Source organism: Streptomyces sp. NPDC028910, assembly GCF_055564955.1.
Genome location: NZ_JBVHVF010000027.1, coordinates 71,959 through 96,126, shown reverse-complemented (window position 1 = coordinate 96,126; position 24,168 = coordinate 71,959). Strand labels below are relative to the sequence as shown.

The window sequence follows — 24,168 nt, the reverse complement described above, 5'->3', positions numbered from 1 at the left end:
TTACTCTGTAACAGAGTCATAAACTCCACCCATATGGGGCATACGCAGCTGATCGCCGGGGCGGACGGCAAAGAATTCAGCCGTCCGCCACCTCGACGATGCGGGGACGCGCCGGGACCGGGGCCGGGACGCGTCCGGATCGGGGCCGGCCGGGGCCGGGGCCGGGGACCCCGTCAGACCTCCAATTCGGATTCGATCTTCTTCAGCTGATGGCGGGCCATCGCGAGGTTGGCCCGCCCCTTGTCGAGTGCCAGATAGAGGAAGAAGCCCGACGTACCGCGCCCCTTCAGCAGCCGGATCAGGTGGTACTGGCCGCCGAGCGTGATGAGGATGTCCTCGATCTCGTCCTTGATCCCGAGCATCTCCATCGTGCGGACCTTGGCGCGCACGACGTCCGTGTTGCCCGCGGCGGCGACCGCGAGGTCGAGGTCCTTGCCGCCGCCGACGGTACCGAGGGCCATGCCGCTGCCGTAGTCGACCAGGGCGGCGCCGAGCGCGCCCTCGATGGTGGTGGTGGCTTCCTTGAGCGCGGTCTCCACATTGACCATGAGAGTTCCTCTTTCTCGTTTCGCTGTAACGGGGCACAACTGGGCACAACTGGGCGTAACTCGGCACAACGGACAGGGCCGGCGGTGACCGGCTAGCGTCGCCCGAGGGTGTGGTCGATCAGTTCTGCTATCCGCAGGCTGGAGCGCCGGGCCTCCAGGTGGAGGCGCCCGACGTTGACGCGGGGCTCCGCGGTCAGAGTGAGGACGGCCGCCAGGCCCGCCGCGTAGGTGGCCACGTATCCGTCCTCACCGCGCACCAGCAGTTCGCGGAACGCGCCCTGGCCCGTGCTGTCGCTGAGCCGCTGGGCCACCCCGAGGGCGGCCGCTGTCAGCGCCGCGACGGACTCGGCCTCGGCGGCGGCGCTGTCCTGCGCGAGGACGAAGCCGTCGGCGCTCGCGGCGAGGGCGCCGGTCAGCTGGGGGACGCGGGCCCGCAGCCCGCGGAGCTCGGCGAGTATCTCGGCCTCCGCCTCGGGGGGCACCGTGCTCATGTCGGCCTTTCTCCTTTCGGGCTGCCTCCGCTCGGAACGGTCGGCGCGCAGGGCCGGTCGCAGCGGGAGCCTCACAGGCTTGCCTCCAGTGCGTCGCGTAACCGGCGGAGCAGCGCCACGTCCGGAGATCGGGCGTCGGTCATCCAGTCGGGCAGGGGTGCCGCGGCCGCCGGCGGGGCCGGGGTGTGCGGGGTCTCGACCAGTCCCGCCGCCGCGAGGCGCCGTACGTCGAGCAGCGTGTGGAAGGCGGGCCGGCCCAGCACCCAGGCGAGGTCGGCCGGGGTGCGTACGCCATCGGCCCGGTCCAGCAGGATCCGCTGCCGGGCGGTGACCGTCTGGCCCGGCGCGGCCGGCCGGGGGACCACCGGGGCGGTGTCCAGCCGGGGGTACGGCCAGACCGCGTCGAGCAGTTCCCGGCGGCGCCGGGTCTCCCGTTCGACGGCGGCGGCCGGAACGGAGCGGACGGAGCCGATCCAGTGGGTGGCGCCGCGGCGGAAGCGGGAGGGCCCGCTGCCCGGGGACAGTGCGAAGAAGGCGGCGTCGAAGATGGCGGCGAGATGGCAGATCTCCAGCTCACCGCCGGCGAGCCCGCCGCTGTCCACGAGGAAGCGGGCGACCTCGCGGCGGGCACCGGCCCGGTCCACGGCCTCACGCCAGCGCTCGGGGGCGAGGCCGCCGCCGGTGGTGAGCAGCACGTCGAGGCCGGGGGTGGCCGGGCTCTCGGCGTGCACGATGCGGCCGTCCTCGAGGAAGAGCGTGCCGCGGTCGCGGAGCAGGGCGCCGGTGGCGCGTTCGGCGGCGAGCCGGGTGAGGAGGGGGGAGACGGCGGCGGAGGCGTTCGGAGCCGTGGCCGGGGCGGTCACCGGAGCACCAGCCCTTCGGCCAGGGCGCGGAGTCTGTGGCGCGCGAGGGCGAGGTTGCCGTCGGCGCGGTCGAGCCACAGGTGCAGGAAGACGCTGCTGTCGAAGCTCGTCTCGACGAAGCGCAGCACGTGGTAGCCGGTGCGGGTGGTGACGATCAGGTCCTCGACGGGTGGGCCGGCCGTCGGGCCGGCGGCCGAAGCGGCGGAGGGGAGGGATCCGTCACCGCGCGCCGGATCGGGCCGGGCCGGGGCGAAGGACTCGTACTCGGCGGCCGCCCGGGCCAGCTCGGCGGTTTCGGCGGCGGTGGTCTCGTGGTCGCCCACGGGCGAGTCCCCGGCGGTGCCGAGGGCCAGTCCGCTGCTCCAGTCGACCAGCGCGGCCCCCCGCGCACCAGGCAGGGCCATGGCTTCGAGCAGGCATTCGTCGATCCCGGGCACGCGGGCTCCCCTCCCGGCCGGACGTGCTGGGTGCACGGTCGTACGGCGCGACAGGAGGGAACTTACTCAACTTCCACAGTACGAAAGGGCGTTCTGGCATTTTCCGCTGGAACATGCCAAGAAGCGCGTAACAGCTTGGCCGGAACGCGTCGATATTTGATCACGAGGCGAGTGGAAGATCGTCCGCGAGACGGAACGACCCGCCCTCGCGCTGGACGTAGCCCTCGTGGCTGAGGGTGCGCAGCAGGTGGTAGACGGTGGGCAGGGGGATCCCCGTGACCCGGGCGAGCCGTTTGGCCGTCGCCCCGCCCTCCGCGTACATCGCTTCCACGAGGCGCAGCGCGCGCTGCACGGAACCGATCAGGGTGGGTGTGCTGTCCTTCTGGCTGTGGTCGGTGCCCATGGGTAGTCCCCCTGCTCCGGTACGAGGCCTGGCAAACCCATCAAAGTCCCTCACCGGCCGCAAAACCAGCTGACTCGCGTAAACCTGAGCATAAGATCACCGGACCCGCCCCCGGCCGGCGCCGCTGCTCAGTGCGCCGCCCGCTCCGGGAGGAGGCGCTCGACCATCGTGGCGATGAGGTCCTCCAGCGGGTAGTCGTCCAGCAGCGTCGGCGCGGTCAGGTCGTCCACGATCAGGCCCAGCATCGCGAGGTAGAGCAGCACCACGCCCTGGCGGTCACCGGGCAGGCCCGCGTCCAGGTGCCACGTGATGTTCGCGTTGAGCTCCAGACGCTGGAACCCGGACAGCTCCGCCTGGAGTTCGGGGCGCCGGGTGCCCTCCAGCCGCAGCTCCAGCATCGCGATGTGCACGCTGCGTTCGCGCCGCATCCGCTCCAGGAGCCGGCGGAGCAGCACCTTGGTGTCGAGCGGGCCGGTCAGCTCGGCCGGGTCGGGCACGAGCCGCTCGCGCGTGCGGTGCAGGATCTGTACGAGCAGCTGGGCCCGGTTGGCGAAGTAGTTCGAGGCGGTGCCCGTGGGCACGCCCGCCTCCGCGTCCACCGCGCGCAGCGTCAGGCCGCGCGAGCCCTCCCGCGCCAGGACTTCGATGGCGGCGTCGAGCAGCGCGGCACGACGCTGCGGATTCTGGCGCATGGGCGGATCCTCGGGTGCGGGGGCGTCACAACATGGGAGCACTGCAAGTGCAGTGCTTCGCTCACGGTAGCGGACGCAGCCGGTCCGGGCCCTCCCCACCGCACCCTCCCCCGTGTCAGGCTGCCCGTCATGGAGCGGATCATCGAGGAGATACGCGAGGACCTGTCCCGCCGGATCGCCGTGGCGGCGGACCGGCTCGCCGACCGGACGCTGACCGAAGACCCCGCCTACGCCGCCCTGCTCGGCCGGGCCGAGCTGCGCGAGCGCATCCACCACAACCTCCGCCAGGCAGTCGAAGGCCTGGTCCGCAGCTCCCGTGGCCTTCCGGTGGAGCTGGCCGACGCCCGGGCCACCGGCACGCTCCGGGCCGAACAGGGGCTGCCGCTCACCTCCCTGCTGCGCACCTACCGCCGCGGCGGCCGGCTGCTGTGGCAGACCCTGACCGAGGCAGTGGCCGTGCACGACCGGGAGGCGCTGCCCCGGCTGCTGCCGGGTGCGACCGCGCTGTGGGACGTACTGGACCAGCTGACGGACGCGGTGACCGAGTCGTACCGCCGTGCGGAGGCCGCGCACACCGACCGCGACCGGGAACGCCGGGCGGCCCTGCTGGACGTCCTCCTGGACGGAGCGGCCGCCACGGACGGTGCGACGGCCTCGGAGGCCGCGGCGCAGCTGGGCCTGCCGGAGCGGGGGCGCTTCGCGGTCGTCGCGGTGGCTTCCGGCGGCTCGGGCGGGGCCGCCGGACCCGCCGGGAGAGCAGGCGGCGACGGGAGAACCGGCGGCGACGGCGCCCCTCGTGTGCAGTGGCGGATCCGCGCCGACGGGGAGACCGGCCTGGTGGAACTCGGCCACCACCCGCTGGAGTCCGTACGGGAGCTGCTCGCGCCGCTCGGGGTGCGCGCCGGGGTCAGCCCGGTCGTCGGGGCGCCGGCGGAGCTGGCCGGGGCGCACCGGCTTGCCGCCCTCGCCCTGCGCACCGCCCCCGAGTCCGGCGGTCCGCGCACCGCGCTGCTGGACGAGCGGCTGCCGGCGGCTCTCGTCGCCGCCCAGGCCGAACTCGCGGGGCGGCTGCGCCAGGTGGTGCTGGGCCCGGTGCTCGCGCTGCCCGCGGAGGACCGCCGGACGCTGCTGAGCACCCTGGGCACCTGGCTGAGCTGCCAGGGCTCGACGACGTACGCCGCGCAGCGGTTGTACTGCCACCGCAACACCGTCTCGAACCGACTGCGCCGCCTGGAGCAGCTCACGGGCCGCTCCCTCTCCGACCCGCGGGACGTGGTGGAACTGGCGCTGGCGCACGCGGCGGTGCTCCAGCGGGGCGCCGGCGAACCGCCTACCCCTCCCGCCGCGCGGCCTGCGCGGGTTTCGCCGACTCCAGCAGGTACGGCACGTCGATCACCGCGACGCCCGGCGTGAACAGCAGTCGCGCCTTCAGCCGCAGGGCGTTCTGGTTGTGCAGGGGCTGCTCCCACCAGTGGCCCACCACGTACTCCGGGATCACCACCGACAGCACTTCCGTCGCGGAGTCGGCGGCCAGTTCCTCCACGTGCGCCAGGATCGGGCCCACCACCTCGCGGTAGGGCGAGTGGAGGATCTTCAGCGGAAGGCCGGTGTCGTGCTCGGCCCACGCCTCGCTCAGCCGGGTCGCGTCCTGCGCGTCCGCCGCGACGGTGACCGCCGTCAGGGTGTCGGGGCGCAGGCCCTGCGCGTAGCCGATGGCTTTGAGTGTGGGGGCGTGCAGGGCGGAGACCAGGACCAGTACGTGGTGGCGGGCCGGCATGCGCGCTCTGGCGTCGGGGGCGACGGCGACCTGCTCGGCGACCTGGTCGTAGTGGCGGCGGACGCCCTTCATTCCGAAGAAGAGCAGCGGCATGGCGATGACGACCAGCCAGGCTCCGTGCGTGAACTTGGTGATCAGGACGATGACCAGGACCAGGGCGGTCAAGGTGGCGCCGACCGCGTTGATGGCGCGCCTGCGGTGGATGTGGACCCGCTCCTCGCGCGCAGTGGCGGGTGAGGCGAGCTCCTTCCTCCAGTGCCGGACCATGCCCGCCTGGGAGAGGGTGAAGGAGACGAAGACGCCGATGATGTAGAGCTGGATGAGCCGGGTCAGTTCGGCGTCGAAGGCCACGATGAGCGCGATGGCGGCGAGCGCGAGGAGTACGACGCCGTTGGAGTAGACGAGCCGGTCGCCGCGGTTGGAGAGCTGGCGGGGGGCGTACCGGTCCTTGGCCAGGATCGAGGCGAGCATCGGGAAACCGTTGAAGGCGGTGTTCGCGGCGAGGATCAGCACGCCGGCGGTGACGGCCTGGAGCAGGTAGAAGAGGAAGTGCCAGTCGCCGAAGGTGGCGCGGCCGATCTGGGCCAGGGCGGTGGAGGTCGGCGTACCGGGCGGCAGGCCCAGTTCGGTGGGGTCGGCCGCGACGTGCACCCGGTACGACAGGGCGAGGGCCGTGATGCCCACGAACATCGTCACCGAGAGCACGCCCATCGCGGCGAGCGTGGTCGCCGCGTTCCTGGCCTTCGGCTTGCGGAAGGCGGGTACGCCGTTGCTGATCGCCTCGACGCCGGTCAGGGCGGTACAGCCGGAGGCGAAGGCCCGCATCGCCAGGAACACCAGGGCGAGGCCGGTGTAGGTGCCTTCCGCGGTGATCGGCAGGTGGGCGGACTCGGCGCGGATGGTGTCGCCCGTCCCGAGCCGTACGGCGGCGACGGCGAACATGACGTAGACGACGAGGACGAAGCCGTAGGTGGGGATGGCGAAGACCCGGCCCGACTCCCGTACGCCGCGCAGGTTCATCAGGGTCAGCAGCACCACGAAGGCGACCGACAGGGCCACTTCGTGGTCGTTCAGCGCGGGTACGGCGGAGGTGATGGCGAAGACGCCGGAGACGACGGAGACGGCGACGGTCATCACGTAGTCGACGAGGAGGGCGCTGGCGGCGGTGAGCGCGGCGGTCGGCCCCAGGTTCTCCGAGCTGACGACGTACGCGCCGCCCCCGCCGGGATAGGCGTGGCAGGTCTGCCGGTAGGAGGCGACGACCACCACGAGCAGGAAGACGATGGCGGCGGCCGCGTACCAGGCGAGGTGGAGCAGTGCGACGCCGCCGAGGGCCAGGATCAGCAGGATCTCCTCGGTGGCGTAGGCCACCGAGGAGAGCGGGTCGCTGCAGAAGACCGGCAGGGCGAGCCGTTTGGGCAGCAGGGTCTCGCCCAGGCGCGCGGTGTCGAGGGGTTCACCGACCAGCACTCGTTTCGCATGGATGCGCCTCATGGGGGAATGATCGTGGATTTTGTTCGCTGATCACCCCTTCTGCGGCTTGTGTCACCGGGCGAGTTCCTGCGCCCGGTGCGCCAGCCACAGGTCGTACCGGGCGCTCGGGGACTGCAGGAGCGAGCGCTCCAGCAGCGCCTCGATGCGGCTCAGCCGCTTGCGCGCGCCCGGGACGGAGACGCCCAGCGCGGCGGCCGTCGGGGCGAGTTGGGCATCGTGCGCCAGCCAGACGCCGACCGTGGCGCGGGCGCCCGGCGGGGCGTCCGGTCCGGTCAGCGCGCTCAGATGGGTACGGGCCCAGGCGGTCAGGCGCGGATCGCGCAGCACCGTGTCGAGGTCCGGGGCGGGCGCCCTGGCCGCGCCCCTCCCGTGGCGCGCGCCCTGGCTCAGCCGCAGGGCCAGCGAGAGCGCCGCCTGGTCCCCCAGGCGCGCGAGGTCAAGGCCGAGCAGCGACTCGACCAGTCGCAGCCTGGCGGCCAGGGTGTTGCGGTGGATCTTGAGCAGCCGCGTGGCGTGCGAGGTGAAGTTCAGCCAGGCGTGGGCGGTGGCGCGCAGTTCCTGCCCGCCGGGGTCCTGGGGACGCCGGGGCTCGTACGCGTGCAGGGGCGCGAGCAGGGCCTCGGCCCAGCCGGCGCCGGCCCCGTGGGCGGCGAGCGCCAGCTCGGGGCCGGGCCCGAACCGGGCGTGCCGTTCGCCCCGGCCGCGGGCGACGGCCAGGGCGTGGAAGGCCTGGACGTAGGCGGCCGGGGCCTCGCGCAGGCCCGTCTCCCCGCTGACCCCGACCGCGCAGTCCGGGGCCACCCCCACCAGAGCCCCGGACAGCGGGTCGTGGTCGGCCGAAGCCGCCGGCAGGCCGGCCGGGACGAGCACGATGAGGTGGCGTACGTAGACCGGACAGCGCACGATCCAGGCCCGGCCGCCCGTCAGCTCCTCGCACAGCCGGGTCACTTCGGCGCGCCGGCCGGCCGGGCATTCGACGACGTACATCCGCATCGGCTCGGGCAGCGAGGGGCCCAGCGCCCCTGCGATCTGGTGGGCGGTGGAGATCCGGCCGCCCATCAGCAGGTGCAGCACCGCTTCACGGGCCCGCGACTCGGCGAGCCCGGCCCGCTCCTCCCGCCGCGCGGCCTCCTCGGCGCGCAGGACGAGGGCCAGCGGTACGGCGGCGTCCGCCAGCAGCGTGGGCGCGCCGGGGTGGTGCGGCTGCTCCAGTACGGCGGCCAGCGCGCGCCCGCCGTCCAGCGCGAAGAGCAGCGTGGCGAAACCGGCGTCGTGCAGGACGGCGGACCGTACGCCGCGGGCGCTCATCTCGGCGGCGCCGCGCACGGCGCTCTCCGGACCCTTCCCGTCTTCGGCGCACACGACCCCGGCCCATCCGCCGAGGCGGGTGGCGAGCCACCCCAGCAGCGCGGCCGATCCGCCGGTGTGGGCGAGCCGGTGGAGCTTGAGGACGTCGTCGGACCGGGACACGGCCGCATTCAACCATCCGCCGCACACTGTGCACTGTGATACCCGTCTCGCCCGGTCACTGGGCGCAGCGAACCCTGCGAGTGGCCCCGCCCGCGCATAGATTGGGCCACGAGCGGCAGGGTCCCGGTATCCACGGGGGAATCACCGGGACCCACAGCCGCTCACCGCCGCTCACATCTTGGCGGCGGCGCTGCGGATGGCCTCGCGGATGCGGAAGTAGGTCCCGCAGCGGCAGATGTTGGCGATGGCGTCGATGTCCTCGTCCGTGGGCTCGCTGGTGCGCTGGAGCAGGGCGACGGCCGCCATGATCTGGCCGGGCTGGCAGAAGCCGCACTGGGCGACGTCCTGTTCGAGCCAGGCCTCCTGCACCGGGTGCAGGTCCTCCCCGTTCGCCAGTCCCTCGATGGTGGTCACCGTTTTCCCCGCGCAGGCGGAGACCGGCACCACGCAGGGTCGGATGCCTGCACCGTCGAGATGACTCGTACAGGCCTTGCAGACGTCCACGCCGCAGCCGTACTTGGGCCCGGTGACGCCCAGCATGTCGCGCAGGACCCAGAGCAGGGGCAGGTCGTCGGGCGCGTCCACGGTGACGCTCCGCCCGTTGACGGTGAAGGTGTGCGAGGGCACGGCGTACTCCTGGCTGCGGGCTATCGCGGGTAGGGGGTGAAGTCGACGTCGAAGTCGAGGGGGAAGCTGCGCGGCTTGGAACCGGTCGCCCGGGCCCAGGCGTTGGCGATCGCGCCGACCGCGGCGGGAACGCCGAGCTCGCCGGCGCCGCCCGGGTCCTCGCCGGTGGCCGGCAGCACGAAGACCCGTACGTCCCGCGGGGTGTCGCGCTGCCTGGCCCAGTGGAACTGGCTGTAACTGCCTTCCAGCGGGAGCCCCTTGTCCAGGTGCAGGCCGGCGCGCAGGGTGGTGGAGATGGCGTCGGTGAGGCCGCCGATCATCTGGGCCTCCAGTCCGCGCGGGTTGACCGGCAGGCCCACGTCCACGGCGATGACCGCCTTGGTGACGCGGACGTGCTCCGGGTCGCGGGTGTCGATCTCGACGAGGCACGCGGTACGGGACTTGTATTCCTCGTGGAAGGCGATGCCCTGTGCGCGGCCCGCCTCCATCGGCCGCCCCCAGTCCCCTTCCGTCGCCACCTTGTCGAGTACGGCGCGCTGGGCGTCGGTCTTCAGGAAGGCGCGCCGGAACCGGTACGGGTCGCGGCCCGTCCGCGCGGCCAGTTCGTCGACCACGATCTCCTCGGCTCCGCGCGTGTTGGCGGAATACACCGAGCGCCAGGAGCCGGTGGGGATGCCGGTCGGCACCTCGGTCAGCGCCTGGGTGGTGAGCCCGAAGTGGTACGGGGACTTCACCGTGGTCAGGAACAGGGTCTGGGCGAGGGTGGCGTTGCCGATGCCGAGCGGCAGGTGCGCCGCGGTGGCGGTGATGATCTCGCCGAGCCCGTGCCGGAAGTCGGTCTCGGCGGCGGCGACGCGGTGTTCGAAACTGAGCACCTCGCCCAGCAGGTGGGTGGCCCGGATCCTGTGGTGGGTCGCGGGACGCATCCGGCCGTGCCGGGTGTCGTCCACGCGGGTCCACATCAGCTTGACCGGGCGGCGGCAGGCCTTGGAGATCCGGGCGGCCTCCAGGGCGGCGTCGAAGAAGAGCCGCCGGCCGAAGGAGCCGCCGGCCTGCACCACGTGCACCCGCACCTTGTCCAGCGGCAGGCCGAGTTCGGCCGCGATGGTCTGTCGGGCCACGATCGGGGACTTGAGCCCGGACCAGATCTCGGCCCGGTCGTCCCGCACGTCGGCGATGGCGGAGTTGGTCTCCATCGGGGCGTGGCTGACGAAGGCGAAGTCGAACTCGGCGTCCACGTACGGGGTCAGCAGGGGCGGCACCAGCAGCGGCGGGGTGGCGGCGCGCAGCTTGGCGCGGACCTGCTCGTCGGACAGCTGATCGGCGGGGCCGGGCCCCCAGGTGACCTGGAGGGCGGACTTGGCGTCGATGGCCTGACCGAAGGTCTCGGCGACGACGGCGACCCCGGTCGGGACGGTCACCACGTCCAGGACCCCGGGCATGGCCCGGACGGCGGCGAGGTTGGTGACGCCCCGGACGGTGCCGCCGAGGGTGGGCGGGCGGCGCACCACGCAGGGTTTCGCGCCCGGTACGTCGAGGTCGAGGGTGTACTGCTGGGCGCCGGTGACCATGGCGCGGGCGTCGACACGGCCGGCCGGCTTCCCGACCAGGGAGTGCTGCGCCCTCTTCTTCGGGCTGGCCCCGAGGACGATCAGGCCGGGGTCGGCGGCGGCCGCGGCGAGGCCGCCGTAGTCGGCGGTGCGGCCGTCCGGGGCGCGCACGGCTCCGTTCGCGGTGGTCAGCGATCCCGGGGCGAGGCTCCAGCGGTGGGCGGCGGCCGCGACGAGGCGGGCCCGGGCGGTGGCGGCGCACTGGCGGACCGGCCCGTAGAGGGAGCGGATGGAGTTGGAGGATCCGGTGAGCTGGTTGAAGAGCAGTTCGGGCCGCGCGTCGTCCAGTTCCACGCGTACGTCGGCCAGTGGCGCGTCGAGTTCCTCCGCGACGAGCATCGCCACGGCGGTGGTGAGGCCCTGTCCGACCTCCTCGCGCGGCAGCCGGAAGCGGATGGTCCCGTCCGCCTCCACGGCGAGCGCCAGCAGGGCGGAGGTGGGCGCGCCGGCCAGGATGAACAGGTCGCCGAGGTCGATCACGTCGGCGATGGCCGGCAGGGAGGGCACCACGGCATGGGCGGACTGCGGGGCGAGCGCGTCGGCGCCGGCGCGGGTGACGAGGGCGAGGGTCGGAGCGGCCACGAGGTAGGTGAGGAACGAACGGCGGCTCTGCCCGGTGGCGTGGTTCTGCCCGGTGGCGTGGTTCTGCCCGGTCATCTCGTTGTCCCCACGCTGCGCGGGCCCGCCCGCACGGACCTCCCCCGGTTCATTACCGGCACGTAGCGTAGCGAGCGGGGCGGGCGAGGGGAAGCCGTACGCCGAGGGCGTGCGCTCCTTCGTTCGGGGGGTGTGGGGCGGGCCGGTTGATCCGCTCCCTGATCGAGTACGGCGGGCGGGAGGCCTCGCACATCTCGGCCGTACGATCGATCACCTCCGCTCGAAAGGCCGGTTTCCGGCCATGGGCGGACGATGGAATGAGGACAGCAACCGAGACCGTCGAGACGGTGAGGAGGCACTGGGCCATGACGAAGTACATGGACGTGCACCACGACATGCGGGGCATCACGCAGGAACAGCTGTCGGCCGCCCACAAGGCGGACCTGGCCATCGAGAAGGAAGAGGGCGTGCACTTCGAGCGGGCCTGGGCCGACCCTGACGCGGGGACGGTCTACTGCCTGTCCGAGGCTCCCTCGGCGGAGGCCGTCCAGCGGATCCACGAGCGGACGGGACACCCGGCCAACGAGATCCACCCGGTACCGCTCAGCGTGTGACGGCCCGGCGCGGGGCCGGGCCTGACCGGAAACATTCGCACAGCGAAAGGGGGCAGGGAGGCCTGCGGCATGTGCCAGAAGCAAGAACATAGCGGATGTTGCCAAACGCCTTACAGGCTGTCGCTGGCTGTGCAACAGTCGTTACCGGTCCTTCCTTCAGACTTGGCCGTGCCGCGCCTGTATCGGAGTTCTCATGCCGTCCCACCTGTTCGCGGACCGTCCCGCGCAGCCGCCCGAGCCGGGGTCGGTGGACGCGCTGATCTCTCAGACCCGCCGGCTGCGGGGAGAAGTGGACGCGGTCCGCCGCGACACCGTCGTGGACGACGACGACGCCCAGGGCCGCTGGCAGCGCGCGCTGTGCGATCTCGCCGTCCACCACCTCGACGACCTCGGCGAACACCTCGGCCAGCTCAAAGAGGGCCTGCCGCCGGTGCCCGAGACCATCGAGTTCCCCCAGGCGGCCCCGGAAGCCGGGCCCGAGGCCCACACCCGCGTAGGCAGCGCCGAGTGGAACCTGCTGACCGACGAGGTCAGTTGGTCCGACGAGCTCTTCCAGATCTTCGGCCGCTCCCCCGAGGCGGGCGCGCTGCCCCTCGACGAACTGGGCTCCACCCTGTTCTCCGAGGACCAGCCGCTGCTCACCGCGTGGGTCACCGCCTGCCTGGTGGACGGCAAAGCGATCGACGGCGAGTTCCGCATCGTCCGGGCCGACGGCAGGGTCCGGACCCTGCACATGAGGGGCGAGCCGGTGCTCGACTCCGACGGCTGTACGGCCTCCATGTGGGCCGTGCTGCGGGACGTGAGTGAGCTGCGCCGCAGCCAGCGTGCGGTGCGCGAGTCCCGTGACTCCCTGCAGCGCCAGCGGGAGATCGCGCAGACCGAGCACCGGCTGGCGGTCGAGCTGCAGGAAGCCGTGCTCCCCCCGTGGCGCGGCTCCCTGCGGTTCCCGCACAGCCCCGCGGGCGCGCTGGACGTGGCCGCGCACTACCTGCCGTCCGCGACCAGCGCGCTGATCGGCGGTGACTGGTACGACGCCCTCGAACTCCCCGACGGCCGCTCGATGCTGACCGTCGGCGACCTGACCGGACACGGGGTGACCGCCACCTCCGGGATGGCCATGATGCTGGGCGCCCTGCGCGGAATGGCGATGGCGGGGATCGAACCCGGCCCGCTGATGGGCTGGCTCAACCAGCTTCTGGAGACTTCCGTACAGCCCGCACTCGGCTCGGCCGTGTGCTGCCGGTACGATCCCGCGCGCCGGGTGCTGTCCTGGGCTCAGGCGGGCCACCCGGCCCCCCTGCTGTTCCGCCGCGGGTCGGGCCGCTCCCTGCTGCCGCCGGAGGGCGTCCTGCTGGGCGCGACCTCCGGAGCCTCGTACGGACAGGCCGAGGAACGGCTCGAGGTGGGGGACCTGCTGGTGCTGCACACGGACGGGCTGACGCCGCGCAGCATCGAGTTCAGCCGGGCGGACGGCATCGAGCGACTGCTGGCGCTCGCGCCGCGGTTCGCGGCGGCGCGGTCGGCGCAGGACTGCGTGCGGATCGTGATCGAGGAGTTCGGCGAGAGCGAGCGGGAGGACGACGCCTGCGTGCTCGTGGCCCGGGTCGGCGGGTAGCGGGCGCCGACCGTACGGGCTTCAGGGCCGCGCCGGAAGGCGCGGCCTTTCTCGTCTCCGTGCAAGACGTACGAGGCGTGCAAGAGGTACGAGGCGTACCGGGCGTACGGGGGAAGAGACGTACGACGCGTGCACGGCGTACAGCACGTGCGGGGCGTGCGGGGCCCGCGGCACGCGCAGGGGCCGGCGGAGGACTACACCCCCGTGCCGCGCTGCGCCGGGATGTCGGGCAGGGCCAGCTTGATCTCCTGGCGCAGGTCCTCGATGCGCGCGTACCCGGAGTACTGGGCGGTGAGCCGGTACATCTCGCGCAGCCGGTCCCAGGTCCGGTGCGACGAGGTCTCGTTCATCGAGACCAGGGCGAGGCGCGCGTAGCGGTCGGCCTGTTCCGGCTCGTCGGCGATGAAGCAGGCCGAGGCCAGGGAGATGTAGTCGAAGATCTGCGAACGCTGGTAGCCCTCGCCGCGCAGCCGCAGGGCCTCCTTGGCGTGGCGCGCGGCGACCGGCGCCGCGGCGGCGTCGTGGTCGGCGAGGGTCCGGTACGCGAGGGCCTGCATGCCGTGCAGGTCGGCCTCGTCGAAGTGCTGCATCCAACTCGGCGGCGGTACGTCGCCCTTGTCGGAGACGAACAGTTCCTCCGCCTCGCCCAGGGTGCGGCGCATGGCCTGGCCCTTGCCCATGGCGGCCTGCGCCCAGGCCTCGATGGTGTGCAGCATGGCGCGCGTGCGCGGCAGCGTCCGCTCGCCGGAACCGGACTGGGCGAGCTTCATCAGGTCCAGGGCCTCGTTCGGCTTGCCGAGGTGGACCATCTGGCGGGCGGCGCGGGACAGCGCCTCGCCCGCGCGCGGCCGGTCACCCCCCTCGCGGGCGGCGTGCGCGGCGATGACGAAGTACTTCTGCGCGGTGGGTTCGAGGCCCACGTCGTGGGACATCCAGCCCGCGAGCACCGCGAGGTTGGCCGCCACCCCCCAGAGCCTGCGCTGGAGGTGGTCGGGGTGGTGGTAGGCCAGCATCCCGCCGACCTCGTTGAGTTGGCCGACGACGGCCTTGCGCTGGAGTCCGCCGCCTCTGGAGGCGTCCCAGGCACGGAACACCTCGACGGAACGTTCCAGTGCCTCGATCTCCTGGGAGCCGATCGGGGCGGCCTCGTAGCGGTCGTATCCCGCTGGGTCGGCCTGGAAGGAGTCCCCGAAGTTCCGGGCCTCCTTCGAGAGGGCGGGGTCGGTGTGCAGCCAGTCGTACATGGCGTTGCTGAGGGCGGAGCCGGCGGTGAGCACGGCGCCCGCGCCCATCAGACCGCGACGGTTGAGCATGAGGTCCATTCCCGTGAATTCGGTGAGGACCGCGGCTGTGCGTTCGGGCGCCCAGGGCATTCCGTCGGGGTTCTCACGAGCCCCTTCCGGCTGCCGTCTGGAGGTGCGCCGCTGCCGTACGAACCCGAGGTCCTCGATGGTCACGACACGACCGAGCCGCTCGGTGAACAGTGCTGCCAGTACCGTGGGCACCGGTTCGCGGGGGGTCTCCCCCATGTCGATCCAGCGCCGCACCCGCGAGGTGTCGGTGGCCAGCTGGGGGTGGCCCATGGCCGCCGCCTGCCGATTGACCATCCTCGCCAGTTCGCCCTTGGACCAGCCGGCCAGGCCGAACAGGTCGTTCAAGCGGGTGTTTGGACCTTTGCTCACGTCAAGCCCCCAGGTTCTCGGCTGATTTGACAGTAGCCCCCCGTCAGATGCCCAGCGACTATTCGCCAGGCTTCGCCAGGGCACGCCCGATGGTTCGCCACCTTGCGCCGGGTGTCAGGTAGGAATGCGCCTCCCCGACCCGGTCACCGGCGGAACTCCCCAGGGTGAAGTACGGGATCCGGCGGGGCGGCGTACGCAACTCGTCGGCGCACGAAGGGATCCGTATCACCATGTACGCAGCAACCTCCTCCGTGTCCGCACCGGTCCGGTCGCACCGCACGCTCCCGGCGGGCGGCGGCCCCTACCTCGAACCCGGCCGCCCGTCGGCGCCGGCGCAGAGCGCCGTCCGGGCGCGGCGGATGCCGAGTACCGGATCACAGCCCGTCAGCGGAAGAATCGACCTCTCGGGGCCGCAGGGGGCGCAGTTGCGCACCGCGCTCGCCTCGGTACAGCGGATCTGTCCGGAGTTCGCGCCGGTGCAGGTACTGCGGCGCAGCGGCCGCTCGGTGCTGCTGGTGGGCACCACCGGGCGGATGACCGCCGTCGCGAAGGTTTTACTGGATCATTCGCCGGAGTGGCGCGAGCGCTACCGGCACGAAATAGCGGCATACCGGGCCTTCGTCCGGCACCGCCCGCCGGTGCGGGTCCCGCGGCTGATCGCCGCCGACCCGGAGAACTGCACCCTGGTGGTCGAGCGGATGGCGGGCCGGGTCGCGGCGCTCCAGCGGCACCCGGTGGAGCCCCCGCCGCGGGTCGATCTGCGGGCGGCCCTGGGCGCGGTGTGCCGAGTCAACCAGTGGCAGCCGCCGGCCGAGCTGTTCGGGACCCCGATGAACTACGCGCGGCGGATCGCCCGCGACTACGAGTTGGGGCTGCTGACCGACCGGGACCTCGGTGACCTGCAGAAGCTGTTGCACGGCGTCAAACTGTCGGGCACGGCGCTGCAGTTCAACCACGGTGACGCGCTGCTGTCGAACCTGCTGCTGTCCCCGGCCGGGCCGGTGCTGCTCGACTGGGAGCACGCGGGCTGGTACCTGCCGGGCTACGACCTGGCCACGCTGTGGACGGTGCTGGGCGACGCCCCGGCCGCCCGCGCCCAGATCAGCCGGCTCGCCCAGTCGGCCGGTCCGGCCGCGCGGGACGCCTTCCTGGTCAATCTGATGCTGGTGCTGACCAGGGAGATCCGGATGTCCGAGACGGCGGTGCAGCGCTCGATGCTGGCGACCGCCCCGACCCAGCCGCTGCCGGCGGGCGCCCTCTCCTCCGGGGAGGAGCAGCGGCTGCTGCTCCGCCGCCTGCACGACGACGCCGGGATGGCGCGCAGAGCGGTCCGCGCGGCGGTCGGCACGCGCTGACCCGGCCCCCCGAACGCGAAGTCCCGTGGCCCCCACCGCCACGGGACTTCGCTCGTGCGGGTAGGGGCGGGCGCGGACCGGTCGGGTCAGTCGAACCCCTCAGCGACCAGTTCGGTCGACCGGACGGTGATGCGGTGGCGTCGGCCCGAGCCGCCGACGACGCGGCTGGAGCTCTCGGTGACGAGGCTGTCGCCGTCCAGCCAGTAGCGGAAGCCGCCGTACATGCCGGGAACGGGGAAGTACATCCCCGGCTCGGCGAGTTCGGTCAGGACGGCCAGCGTCGGCAGCCTCAGGCCGTGCTGGTCGGCGAGGCCGTGACTGTCCGCGCGGATCAGCGCGTGCAGCCGGCCTTCCAGCGCGTCCAGCGTCGGGGACGGCACGGGGTGGCGCACCACGGGCTGGAGCAGGCCCGACAGCTCCTTGTGACCGCGGGCCAGGGCGATGTCCAAGGCTCGCTCCCCCGCCGCGGTCGGCAGGGTACGCCAGGCCCCGCAGCCGACGAGTACGGCGGCAGCGGCCTCTGCCCCGTGCCAGGCCGCCTGGTGCAGCGGGGTGAACCCGCTGGGGCCGCCCAACCTGGTCGCGTTGACCCAGTCGGGGTTCTGCGCCAGCTGCTCGAACACCTGCGGCCAGTCGCCGTCGCGGGCCGCGTCCGCCAGCAGGTCCCGCCGGGCCAGGACGTCCTCGGGGTACACGTCGCGGCTGGTGACGCCGTCCCACCGCATGCGCTCTGTATTCGCCATGCCCCGATCCTAAGGAGGGCTGCCTTCCGACCGGGTGCCGGAGCCCCTATGCCTTGACATCACATGATCCCCCGAACACCTTCCCTACCTGACATGTCATCAGAATGCCTCGGCCGCACCGGCGTTCCCCCCTCACACCGCTGGAGACCGCCCATGAAGTCCTCCCTCCCGTCCCGCCGCAGCGTCCTGGCCGGGACCGGCGCCGGGGTGCTCGCCGCCACCGTGCTGCCGCGCGCCGCGGCGCGGGCCGACGGCGCCCAGGACGGACCCCCGCTCGGCGAGTACGACGTCGTGGTGGTCGGGTCCGGGGCCGCCGGGATGACCGCCGCGCTGACCGCCGCCCGGCGGGGGCTGAGCGTACTGGTGGTCGAGAAGGCCCCCACCTTCGGCGGATCGGCCGCACGTTCCGGAGCCGGTATCTGGCTGCCCAACAATGCGGTGATCCTGCGCGCCGGAGTGCCGGACAGTCCGCAGAAGGCGGCGACGTACCTCGCGGCCGTCGTCGGACCCGAGGTCCCGGCGGACCGGCAGGCCGCGTTCCTCGCCAACGGGCCCCGGATGCTGGACTTCGTGATGGCCAACAGTCCGCTCAGGTTCCGCTTCATGGAGGGGTACAGCGACTACTACCCCGACCTGCCGGGAGGTCTGCCGAACGGCCGGTCCATCGAGCCGGACCAGCTCGACGGCAACGTGCTGGGGGCCGAACTGGCCCGTCTGAACCCGGCGTACATGCCGGTTCCGGCCGGGATGGTGGTCTTCAGCCAGGACTACAAGTGGCTGAACCTCGCGGCGGTGAGCGCCAAGGGGCTCGCCGTGTCCACCGAGTGCCTGGCGCGCGGCACGGAGGCGGCGCTGCGCGGCGAGAAGCCGCTGACGATGGGCCAGGCCCTGGCGGCCGGGCTGCGGGCCGGACTGCTGCGGGCCGGAGTGCCGGTGTGGCTGAACAGCCCTTTGGTGGACCTCGTCCAGGAGGGTGGTGCGGGCGGTCCCGTGACGGGGGTGCTGGTGGAGAAGGAGGGCGTACGGGGCACCGTACGGGCCCGCCGCGGGGTGATCATCGGCTCGGGCGGCTTCGAGCACGACGCGGCGATGCGGGCGCAGTACCAGCAGCAGCCGATCGGCACCCAGTGGTCGGTGGGGGCGAAGGAGAACACCGGCGACGGGATCCGCGCGGGGCAGCGGGCCGGGGCCTCGCTGGCCCTGATGGACGACGCGTGGTGGGGGCCGTCGATCCCGCTGCCCGGGGAGCCGTACTTCTGCCTCGCCGAACGGACCCTGCCGGGCGGGCTGATCGTGAACGCGAACGGCGCGCGGTTCGTCAACGAGGCGGCGCCGTACAGCGATGTGGTGCACGTGATGTACGAGAAGGACCGCACCGCGACCGGCTCTCACATCCCGGCCTGGCTGATCGTGGATCAGAACTACCGCAACAAGTACCTGTTCAAGGACATCCTGCCGACGCTGCCCTTCCCCGACGCGTGGTACGAGGCGGGCGCGGCGAAGAAGGCGTGGACGTGGGACGCGCTGGCCGGCCAGATCGGGGTTCCGGCGGGCGCGCTGCGGGCGACCCTCAACCGGTTCAACGCGCAGGCGTGGAGCGGGACCGACTCCGACTTCCACCGGGGCGACACGGCGTACGACCACTACTACACGGACCCGAACGTGCATCCGAACTCGTGCCTGGCGCCGGTCTGGGCGCCGCCGTTCTACGCGTTCAAGATCGTGCCGGGGGATCTCGGGACGAAGGGCGGGATCGTGACGGACGCGCGCGCCCGGGCGCTGCGGGCGGACGGCTCGGTGATCCGTGGCCTGTACGCGGCGGGCAACGCCAGCGCCGCGGTGATGGGCCACAGCTACGCGGGAGCCGGATCGACGATCGGCCCCGCGATGACGTTCGGGTACGTGGCGGCGAACGACATCGCGGACGCGTGACCGTCCGTACCGGGACCAGCAGGGCCCGCCAGGCCCGCCAGGGGCTTAACCCTGCTGGAAGAGCTCGGCGGGGAGCGGCTTCAGGAGGGCGTAGAGGTCATCGGTGATCGGGCGGTCCCAGCTGGCGATGGTGACCAGCACGTTGTCGCTGCGGTCGAACTGGACGCAGGAGATGCGGGACTCCGACAGCTTGACCTTCCGGACGATGAGGAGGTTGTCGCCCTGCATGACGGGGCAGTCCTCGACGCCGGTGACCTCGACGTCCTCGTCGTTCTCCAGGGCGTCGAGGAGCTGGGCCACCTCGAAGGGGACCTCGCCGTCGGAGAGGTCCCGGGCCGGGGATCCCTCGGGGAGGTTCCCGATGATCATCGCGGGGCCGCGTCCGCCGAACAGGTCGTAGCGGAGGAAGACGCCCTGGCAGCTCCCGTCGGGCGCGGGCAGCAGCCCGGCCCCGAGATTGCCCGGCCAGTCCCCCGGGTCCATGGCCAGGACGTCGAAGTCCGGGCCGGCGGGTGTGGCGGCGCGGTGGCGGCGGAGGAAGGACATGCCGCCATGGTACGTGGCCGCACGAGATTTCCGGCCCGGGGGCCCGTATCCCGGCCCACCCGGCCGCGCGCGCCGGTCCGGCCCGTCGCAGGCCGTGCCCGAGGCCTCGACGGGCACCGGGGCGGTGACGCCGGGCTCCGGCGGGACCTCGTCCGGCGCGCAGACCACCGTCCGGGATTCCGGCCGGCCCGTACTCCGGAAGCGGTACCACTGCCCCGCCGTCACCCGCGGGCGAGCGCAGACCCCCGTCACGGACTGAGCGTGCCGGCGGTGAACCGCCGGCTCGATCGTCCGCATCCACGGCACGGACCCCGGCCCGGCGCCCGGTCGGGCCCCGGTCGGCGGGTCGGCACCCGCGGGTCGGCCGGGAGACCGTACGGGGAGAGGCCGCCGGCGCCGGGCGGACCGGGCCCGACCGTGATCCGGCCGGACATCCGCCGGATCAACCGGACCTCCCCGGGCACCCGTGTGAGAGCCGGCGGTGCCAGCCCGCGTACCGGACGGTGCCCAGTGCCGCTGCGCGGCCGGCGGGTGGGTGGGAGGGCCGGAAGGGTACGGCGCCGGAATCCCGGCCCGGGGAGCGGCGAGCGCGGTGCGGCAGGTCTGCCTCCGGCCGATGCCGTTCGGCTCCGCCCGGTGGACGGTCGCGCTCGCGGCGGCCGACAGCCCGTCCACGCACGGCAGGTGCCGCACCCACGCGGGCGGGCGACGGTCCTCGAAGGCTCCTCGTGCGGCGCGCACCGCGCCGGCGGCGGTGGATCATCATGAGGCCCACGCTGCCCGGCCGGTTCCCGCGCGGCAACGGATTCCGCGGCGGCCGGGGAGAGGCAGGCCTCGGCACGCGCGCGCTCCGGAAGTCCGTGCGTCGCCGCCGGGGGAGGGGCAGCCGGCGCACCGCCGGGGCGGCGGCTGCGCGCCCGGTGGTGCGCCGCGTACAGCGGCCCCGCGCGGTGCTACGTGCTACGTGCTACGTGCTACGTGCTACGTCAGGTCGAACTCCCCGCCGCGCGCGTTCAGCACGAACTTGTGCCACTCGTCCGGCGTGAAGATCAGCGAAGGGCTTTCGGGGCGCTCGCTGTTGCGCATCGCGATGAAGCCCTCGACGAAGGCGATCTGGACGTCACCCGCTCCCCGGCTGCTCGACTGCCAGTCCGCCTCGGTGAGATCGAGGTCCGGCTTGCCCCAGCCAGCGAGGGGCTGTGAAGTCATGCTCTCGGCCACGTGCGTGCTCCTCCCGGTACGTCGTCCGGGGGCAAGGTTAACCACCGCAGCGCGTGTCGCACAGGCCACCGTGAGTCACGCGTGGCCTGTGCGGCACTCCGGCCGGCCCCTCCGTCGTCGTCCGGTCTTGCGGTTCAGGAGGCGGGTTCGTCGTCAGGAGGCCGGTTCCTCGGACCCCACCAGCCACATGGAGAAGAACTGCGCGCCGCCGCCGTACGCGTGCCCCATGGCCCGGCGGGCGTCGGGGACCTGGTGTTCCCCTGCCTGGCCGCGGACCTGGAGGGCCGCCTCCGCGAAGCGGATCATGCCGGAGGCGCCGATCGGGTTGGTGGACAGGACGCCGCCCGACGGGTTGACCGGGAGGTCCCCGTCGAGTTCGGTGACCCCGGCCTCGGTGAGCTTCCAGCCTTCGCCCTCCGCCGCGAATCCGAGGTTCTCCAGCCACATCGGCTCGTACCAGGAGAACGGCACGTACATCTCCACCGCGTCGATCTCGCGGCGTGGGTCGGTGATTCCCGCCTGGCGGTAGACGTCGGCCGCGCAGTCCTTCCCGGCCTGCGGCGAGACGAAGTCCTTGCCCGCGAAGAGGGTGGGCTCGCTGCGCATCGCCCCGCCGTGCACCCAGGCGGGCGGTTTCGGCGAACGGGCCGCGCCCGCCCGGTCGGTGAGGATCATCGCGCAGGCGCCGTCCGAGGAGGGGCAGGTCTCGGAGTACCGGATCGGGTCCCACAGCATCGGCGAGGCCTGGACCTTCTCCAGGGTGATGTCGTGCTCGTGCAGGTGTGCGTACGGGTTCTTCAGCGCGTTGCGCCGGTCCTTGTACGCCACCAGCGAGCCCACCGTGTCCGGCGCGCCGGTGCGCCGCATGTACGCGCGCACGTGCGGGGCGAAGAATCCGCCCGCGCCGGCGAGCAGCGGCTGCTGGAAGGGGACGGGGAGCGACAGGCCCCACATGGCGTTGGATTCGGACTGCTTCTCGAAGGCCAGGGTGAGGACGGTGCGGTGGACGCGGGCCGCGACCAGGTTCGAGGCGACGAGGGCGGTGGAGCCGCCGACCGAACCCGCCGTGTGCACGCGCAGCATCGGCTTGCCGACCGCGCCGAGCGCGTCCGCGAGGTACAGCTCCGGCATCATCACCCCCTCGAAGAAGTCGGGGGCCTTGCCGATGACGACCGCGTCGATGTCCGCCCAGGTCAGCTCGGCGTCCGCGAGGGCGCGCGCCGCCGCCTCGCGGACCAGTCCGGCGATGGACACGTCGTGGCGGGCGGCCACGTGCTTGGTCTGGCCGATGCCGACGACGGCCACCGGCTCCTTGCCCGACGTGCTCATACGGGGTCCCCTTCCAGGACGGCGACCAGGTTCTGCTGGAGGCAGGGGCCGGAGGTGGCGTGTGCGACGGCCCGGTGGGAGGCGCCGCGGTGGATCCGGGCGGCCGCTTCGCCGATGCGGATCAGGCCGGCGGCCATGACGGGGTTGGCGGCGAGCGCTCCCCCGGACGGGTTGACGGCCACGCCGTCACCGAGTCCGAGTGCCTTGCGGAGCACGACCTCCTGGGAGGAGAACGGCGCGTGCAGTTCCGCCGTGTCCACCGGGGCCTCGAAGACACCCGCGTGTTCGGCGGCGATCCGGGTGGACGGGGAGTCGGTGAGGTCGCGCAGGCCGAGGCTGTGGGCCTCGATGCGGTGGTCGATGCCGGTGATCCAGGCGGGGCGTTCGCACAGCCGGCGGGCGAGGTCGCCGGCGGCCAGGATCACCGCGGCCACGCCGTCGCCGACGGGCGGGCAGTCTCCGGTACGCAGCGGCTGGACCTGGTAGCCGCCCTGCGGGACGGAGCCGCTGAGCTGGGCGTGCGGGTTGGCCTCGGCGGCGGTCCGGCTGCGCGCTCCGATGGCCGCGAGGGCCGGCTCGTCGGTCTCCCCCGCGTCGATCAGGGCCTGGGCCTGGAGGGCGGCCAGGGCCACCGAGTCGGGCCAGAGCGGGGCCACGTAGTACGGGTCGAGCTGCCGGGTGAGCACGTCGCGTACCGACCCCGGGGAGGACTTCCCGTACGCGTAGACGAGCGCGGTGTCCGCCTCGCCCGTCTGGATCTTGACCCAGGCCTCGTAGAGGGCCCAGGCGCCGTCCATTTCGACGTGCGACTCGGAGATCGGCGGCCAGGCGCCGACCCCGTCGAGGGTCATGGTGAAGGAGAAGGCCCGGCCGGCCAGGTAGTCGCTGGAGCCGGAGCAGGTGAAACCGATCTCGCCGGCCTTCAGGCCGGTGGCGGCCAGCACCTGGTGCAGGACCGGCATGACCATCTCGACTTCGCTGAGCTCGTCGGTGCGGCGCAGGTGGTCGCTCTGCGCGAAGGCCACCACCGCGACCTCACGGGCGTATCGGGCCATCAGATGAGCTCCTTGTACGCGTCGTAGTCCGCGTCCGGTTCCCCGGTGGGGCGGTAGTGGTCGGGGTAGCGGCCGCCTTCGGTCCATACGGGCTCGACGCGCAGGCCCATGCGGACCTGGTCGTACGGGATGCCGCCGATCCGGCCGTGGAGGGCGAGGCCGGCGCCGTCGAGGGCGATGTGGGCGTAGACGTACGGGACCTCGATGTCGAGGTTCCTGGCCTTGATGTTGACGATGCAGTACGTGGTGACCGTGCCCGCCGGGCCGACCTCGACCTGGTCGGTGGTGGCCACCCCGCAGGTCGGGCAGGCGCCGCGCGGCGGGACGTACACCTTGTGGCAGGAGGGGCAGCGCTCGCCGACGGTCCGCTGCTCGGAGAGGGCGTTGATGTACGCGGTCTGGGCGCGGCCGGGGCTGTAGACGTAGTCCAGGCGGGCTTCGGCGACGATGCCGGTGACGGCGTCCGCGAAGACCCCGTCGTGCGGGGCGGCTGCGCCGCTGTCCCCGCCGTCCTCACCGTCGTACGGTTCGAAGCAGGCGATGTCGGTGATGGCGCCGGTGCGGGCGGCGGCCCAGCGGATCCGCACCCGCATGCCGGTGCGCACGGCGTCGGGGCCGGGTGCGTCGAGGGCGTGCAGGAGGGCGGTGTCGGCGCCGTCGAGCTTGACCAGCACCCAGGCGAAGGGGGTGCCGAGGGGCTGGTTGGGGCGGGGCCGGCCGTTCCACGCCCAGGTGGTGACGGTGCCGGTGGCGGCGACCTCGACGAGCTCGCGGATCTCCTCGGCGGTGACGGGGTCGTACTCGACGGGCGGGACCATCACCTGGCCGCCGGAGGTCTTCACACCGAGGACGACGCCTTCGCGCAGACCGGTGAGGAAGGCGCTCTGGACGGGCCCGAGGGACCGGGTGAAGGGAAACTCGACGACGAGCGGCGCACGGAGCACCTCCGGTGGGGACGCGGCAGTCATGGGCGGCTCTCCGATGTGTATTGATTCCGACGGACACAATCCAGCTCGGCCACAATCCAGCTCGGCCACAATCCAGCCTCGCCGGCGTTTGAGGCGCGG

At 72.9% G+C, this 24,168-nt stretch carries 22 protein-coding genes; 5 read left to right on the top strand and 17 right to left on the bottom strand.

Features of this window, described 5'->3' with window-relative positions; translation table 11 throughout:
* Positions 1 to 173: 173 nt before the first annotated feature.
* The 6 genes from ACZ4TV_RS27400 to ACZ4TV_RS27375 all read right to left on the bottom strand — a co-directional run bounded on the left by ACZ4TV_RS27400 (position 174) and on the right by ACZ4TV_RS27375 (position 3,434).
* A complete protein-coding gene (locus ACZ4TV_RS27400) occupies positions 174 to 548 on the bottom strand; it encodes a hypothetical protein (protein ID WP_468137658.1) in 375 nt (124 codons plus the stop codon).
* 92 nt (positions 549 to 640) lie between these two features.
* Positions 641 to 1,039 (bottom strand): roadblock/LC7 domain-containing protein, encoded by a 399-nt coding sequence (locus ACZ4TV_RS27395; protein ID WP_468137657.1) that lies wholly within the window; start codon positions 1,037 to 1,039, stop codon positions 641 to 643.
* 71 nt (positions 1,040 to 1,110) lie between these two features.
* Complete coding sequence (locus tag ACZ4TV_RS27390; protein WP_468137656.1) at positions 1,111 to 1,902, bottom strand: transcriptional regulator; 792 nt, start codon at positions 1,900 to 1,902, stop codon at positions 1,111 to 1,113.
* Positions 1,899 to 2,339, bottom strand: coding sequence for a hypothetical protein (locus ACZ4TV_RS27385; RefSeq protein WP_468137655.1), 441 nt, complete (start codon positions 2,337 to 2,339; stop codon positions 1,899 to 1,901). Before ACZ4TV_RS27385 ends, ACZ4TV_RS27390 begins: the two co-directional genes overlap by 4 nt.
* 160 nt (positions 2,340 to 2,499) lie before the next feature.
* On the bottom strand, positions 2,500 to 2,742 hold the full coding sequence (locus ACZ4TV_RS27380; RefSeq protein ID WP_326586501.1) for a helix-turn-helix domain-containing protein: 243 nt from the start codon (positions 2,740 to 2,742) through the stop codon (positions 2,500 to 2,502).
* Positions 2,743 to 2,870: 128 nt separating this feature from the next.
* A complete protein-coding gene (locus tag ACZ4TV_RS27375; protein ID WP_468137654.1) occupies positions 2,871 to 3,434 on the bottom strand; it encodes a TetR/AcrR family transcriptional regulator in 564 nt (187 codons plus the stop codon).
* A 129-nt stretch (positions 3,435 to 3,563) separates the two neighbouring features.
* Here ACZ4TV_RS27375 and ACZ4TV_RS27370 point away from each other — a divergent pair, with 129 nt between their 5' ends.
* Entirely contained in the window at positions 3,564 to 4,847 is a 1,284-nt protein-coding gene (locus ACZ4TV_RS27370) for a PucR family transcriptional regulator (RefSeq protein ID WP_468137653.1), read from the top strand.
* Here ACZ4TV_RS27370 and ACZ4TV_RS27365 read toward each other — a convergent pair.
* The 4 genes from ACZ4TV_RS27365 to ACZ4TV_RS27350 all read right to left on the bottom strand — a co-directional run bounded on the left by ACZ4TV_RS27365 (position 4,765) and on the right by ACZ4TV_RS27350 (position 11,069).
* Entirely contained in the window at positions 4,765 to 6,705 is a 1,941-nt protein-coding gene (locus ACZ4TV_RS27365) for an APC family permease (RefSeq protein ID WP_468137652.1), read from the bottom strand. The two genes, ACZ4TV_RS27370 and ACZ4TV_RS27365, sit on opposite strands and share 83 nt — an antisense overlap.
* Positions 6,706 to 6,756: 51 nt before the next feature.
* Complete coding sequence (locus ACZ4TV_RS27360; RefSeq protein WP_468137651.1) at positions 6,757 to 8,175, bottom strand: helix-turn-helix domain-containing protein; 1,419 nt, start codon at positions 8,173 to 8,175, stop codon at positions 6,757 to 6,759.
* 171 nt (positions 8,176 to 8,346) lie between these two features.
* Positions 8,347 to 8,802, bottom strand: a complete 456-nt coding sequence (locus ACZ4TV_RS27355) for a (2Fe-2S)-binding protein (protein ID WP_468137650.1) — start codon at positions 8,800 to 8,802, stop codon at positions 8,347 to 8,349.
* Positions 8,803 to 8,822: 20 nt separating this feature from the next.
* The gene (locus tag ACZ4TV_RS27350; RefSeq protein ID WP_468137649.1) at positions 8,823 to 11,069 is read right to left on the bottom strand and encodes a xanthine dehydrogenase family protein molybdopterin-binding subunit; all 2,247 of its coding nucleotides are present in this window, start codon (positions 11,067 to 11,069) and stop codon (positions 8,823 to 8,825) included.
* Between the two features lie 305 nt (positions 11,070 to 11,374).
* Between ACZ4TV_RS27350 and ACZ4TV_RS27345 the strand changes: the two genes are divergently transcribed.
* A complete protein-coding gene (locus ACZ4TV_RS27345; protein WP_468137648.1) occupies positions 11,375 to 11,623 on the top strand; it encodes an SCO4226 family nickel-binding protein in 249 nt (82 codons plus the stop codon).
* A gap of 193 nt (positions 11,624 to 11,816) precedes the next feature.
* Positions 11,817 to 13,238 carry a PP2C family protein-serine/threonine phosphatase gene (locus ACZ4TV_RS27340; RefSeq protein ID WP_468137647.1) on the top strand — a complete coding sequence of 474 codons (1,422 nt, stop codon included), beginning with the start codon at positions 11,817 to 11,819 and terminating at the stop codon, positions 13,236 to 13,238.
* A gap of 194 nt (positions 13,239 to 13,432) precedes the next feature.
* On the opposite strand, the gene ACZ4TV_RS27335 is transcribed toward ACZ4TV_RS27340, so the two are convergent.
* The gene (locus ACZ4TV_RS27335) at positions 13,433 to 14,920 is read right to left on the bottom strand and encodes a DNA-binding protein NsdB (RefSeq protein ID WP_468137646.1); all 1,488 of its coding nucleotides are present in this window, start codon (positions 14,918 to 14,920) and stop codon (positions 13,433 to 13,435) included.
* A gap of 230 nt (positions 14,921 to 15,150) precedes the next feature.
* On the opposite strand from ACZ4TV_RS27335, the gene ACZ4TV_RS27330 reads away from it, so the two are divergent.
* Positions 15,151 to 16,275: an aminoglycoside phosphotransferase family protein gene (locus ACZ4TV_RS27330; protein ID WP_468137645.1), complete on the top strand. Its 1,125-nt coding sequence runs from the start codon at positions 15,151 to 15,153 to the stop codon at positions 16,273 to 16,275.
* 86 nt (positions 16,276 to 16,361) lie between these two features.
* Here ACZ4TV_RS27330 and ACZ4TV_RS27325 read toward each other — a convergent pair whose 3' ends face one another.
* A complete protein-coding gene (locus tag ACZ4TV_RS27325) occupies positions 16,362 to 17,018 on the bottom strand; it encodes an ankyrin repeat domain-containing protein (protein WP_468137644.1) in 657 nt (218 codons plus the stop codon).
* Between the two features lie 153 nt (positions 17,019 to 17,171).
* On the opposite strand from ACZ4TV_RS27325, the gene kstD reads away from it, so the two are divergent.
* A complete protein-coding gene (kstD, locus tag ACZ4TV_RS27320; RefSeq protein ID WP_468137642.1) occupies positions 17,172 to 18,950 on the top strand; it encodes a 3-oxosteroid 1-dehydrogenase in 1,779 nt (592 codons plus the stop codon).
* 45 nt (positions 18,951 to 18,995) lie between these two features.
* Here the strand turns inward: kstD and ACZ4TV_RS27315 are convergent, their stop codons facing one another.
* The 5 genes from ACZ4TV_RS27315 to ACZ4TV_RS27295 all read right to left on the bottom strand — a co-directional run bounded on the left by ACZ4TV_RS27315 (position 18,996) and on the right by ACZ4TV_RS27295 (position 24,069).
* Positions 18,996 to 19,496, bottom strand: coding sequence for a hypothetical protein (locus tag ACZ4TV_RS27315; RefSeq protein WP_319723853.1), 501 nt, complete (start codon positions 19,494 to 19,496; stop codon positions 18,996 to 18,998).
* A 981-nt stretch (positions 19,497 to 20,477) separates the two neighbouring features.
* The gene (locus ACZ4TV_RS27310) at positions 20,478 to 20,705 is read right to left on the bottom strand and encodes a DUF397 domain-containing protein (protein ID WP_374778183.1); all 228 of its coding nucleotides are present in this window, start codon (positions 20,703 to 20,705) and stop codon (positions 20,478 to 20,480) included.
* Positions 20,706 to 20,870: 165 nt separating this feature from the next.
* On the bottom strand, positions 20,871 to 22,046 hold the full coding sequence (locus tag ACZ4TV_RS27305) for a thiolase domain-containing protein (RefSeq protein ID WP_468137641.1): 1,176 nt from the start codon (positions 22,044 to 22,046) through the stop codon (positions 20,871 to 20,873).
* Positions 22,043 to 23,101, bottom strand: a complete 1,059-nt coding sequence (locus ACZ4TV_RS27300) for a thiolase domain-containing protein (protein WP_468137640.1) — start codon at positions 23,099 to 23,101, stop codon at positions 22,043 to 22,045. Before ACZ4TV_RS27300 ends, ACZ4TV_RS27305 begins: the two co-directional genes overlap by 4 nt.
* Complete coding sequence (locus ACZ4TV_RS27295) at positions 23,101 to 24,069, bottom strand: Zn-ribbon domain-containing OB-fold protein (protein WP_468137639.1); 969 nt, start codon at positions 24,067 to 24,069, stop codon at positions 23,101 to 23,103. The genes ACZ4TV_RS27300 and ACZ4TV_RS27295 overlap by 1 nt, the downstream gene beginning before the upstream one ends.
* Between the last annotated feature and the right edge of the window lie 99 nt (positions 24,070 to 24,168).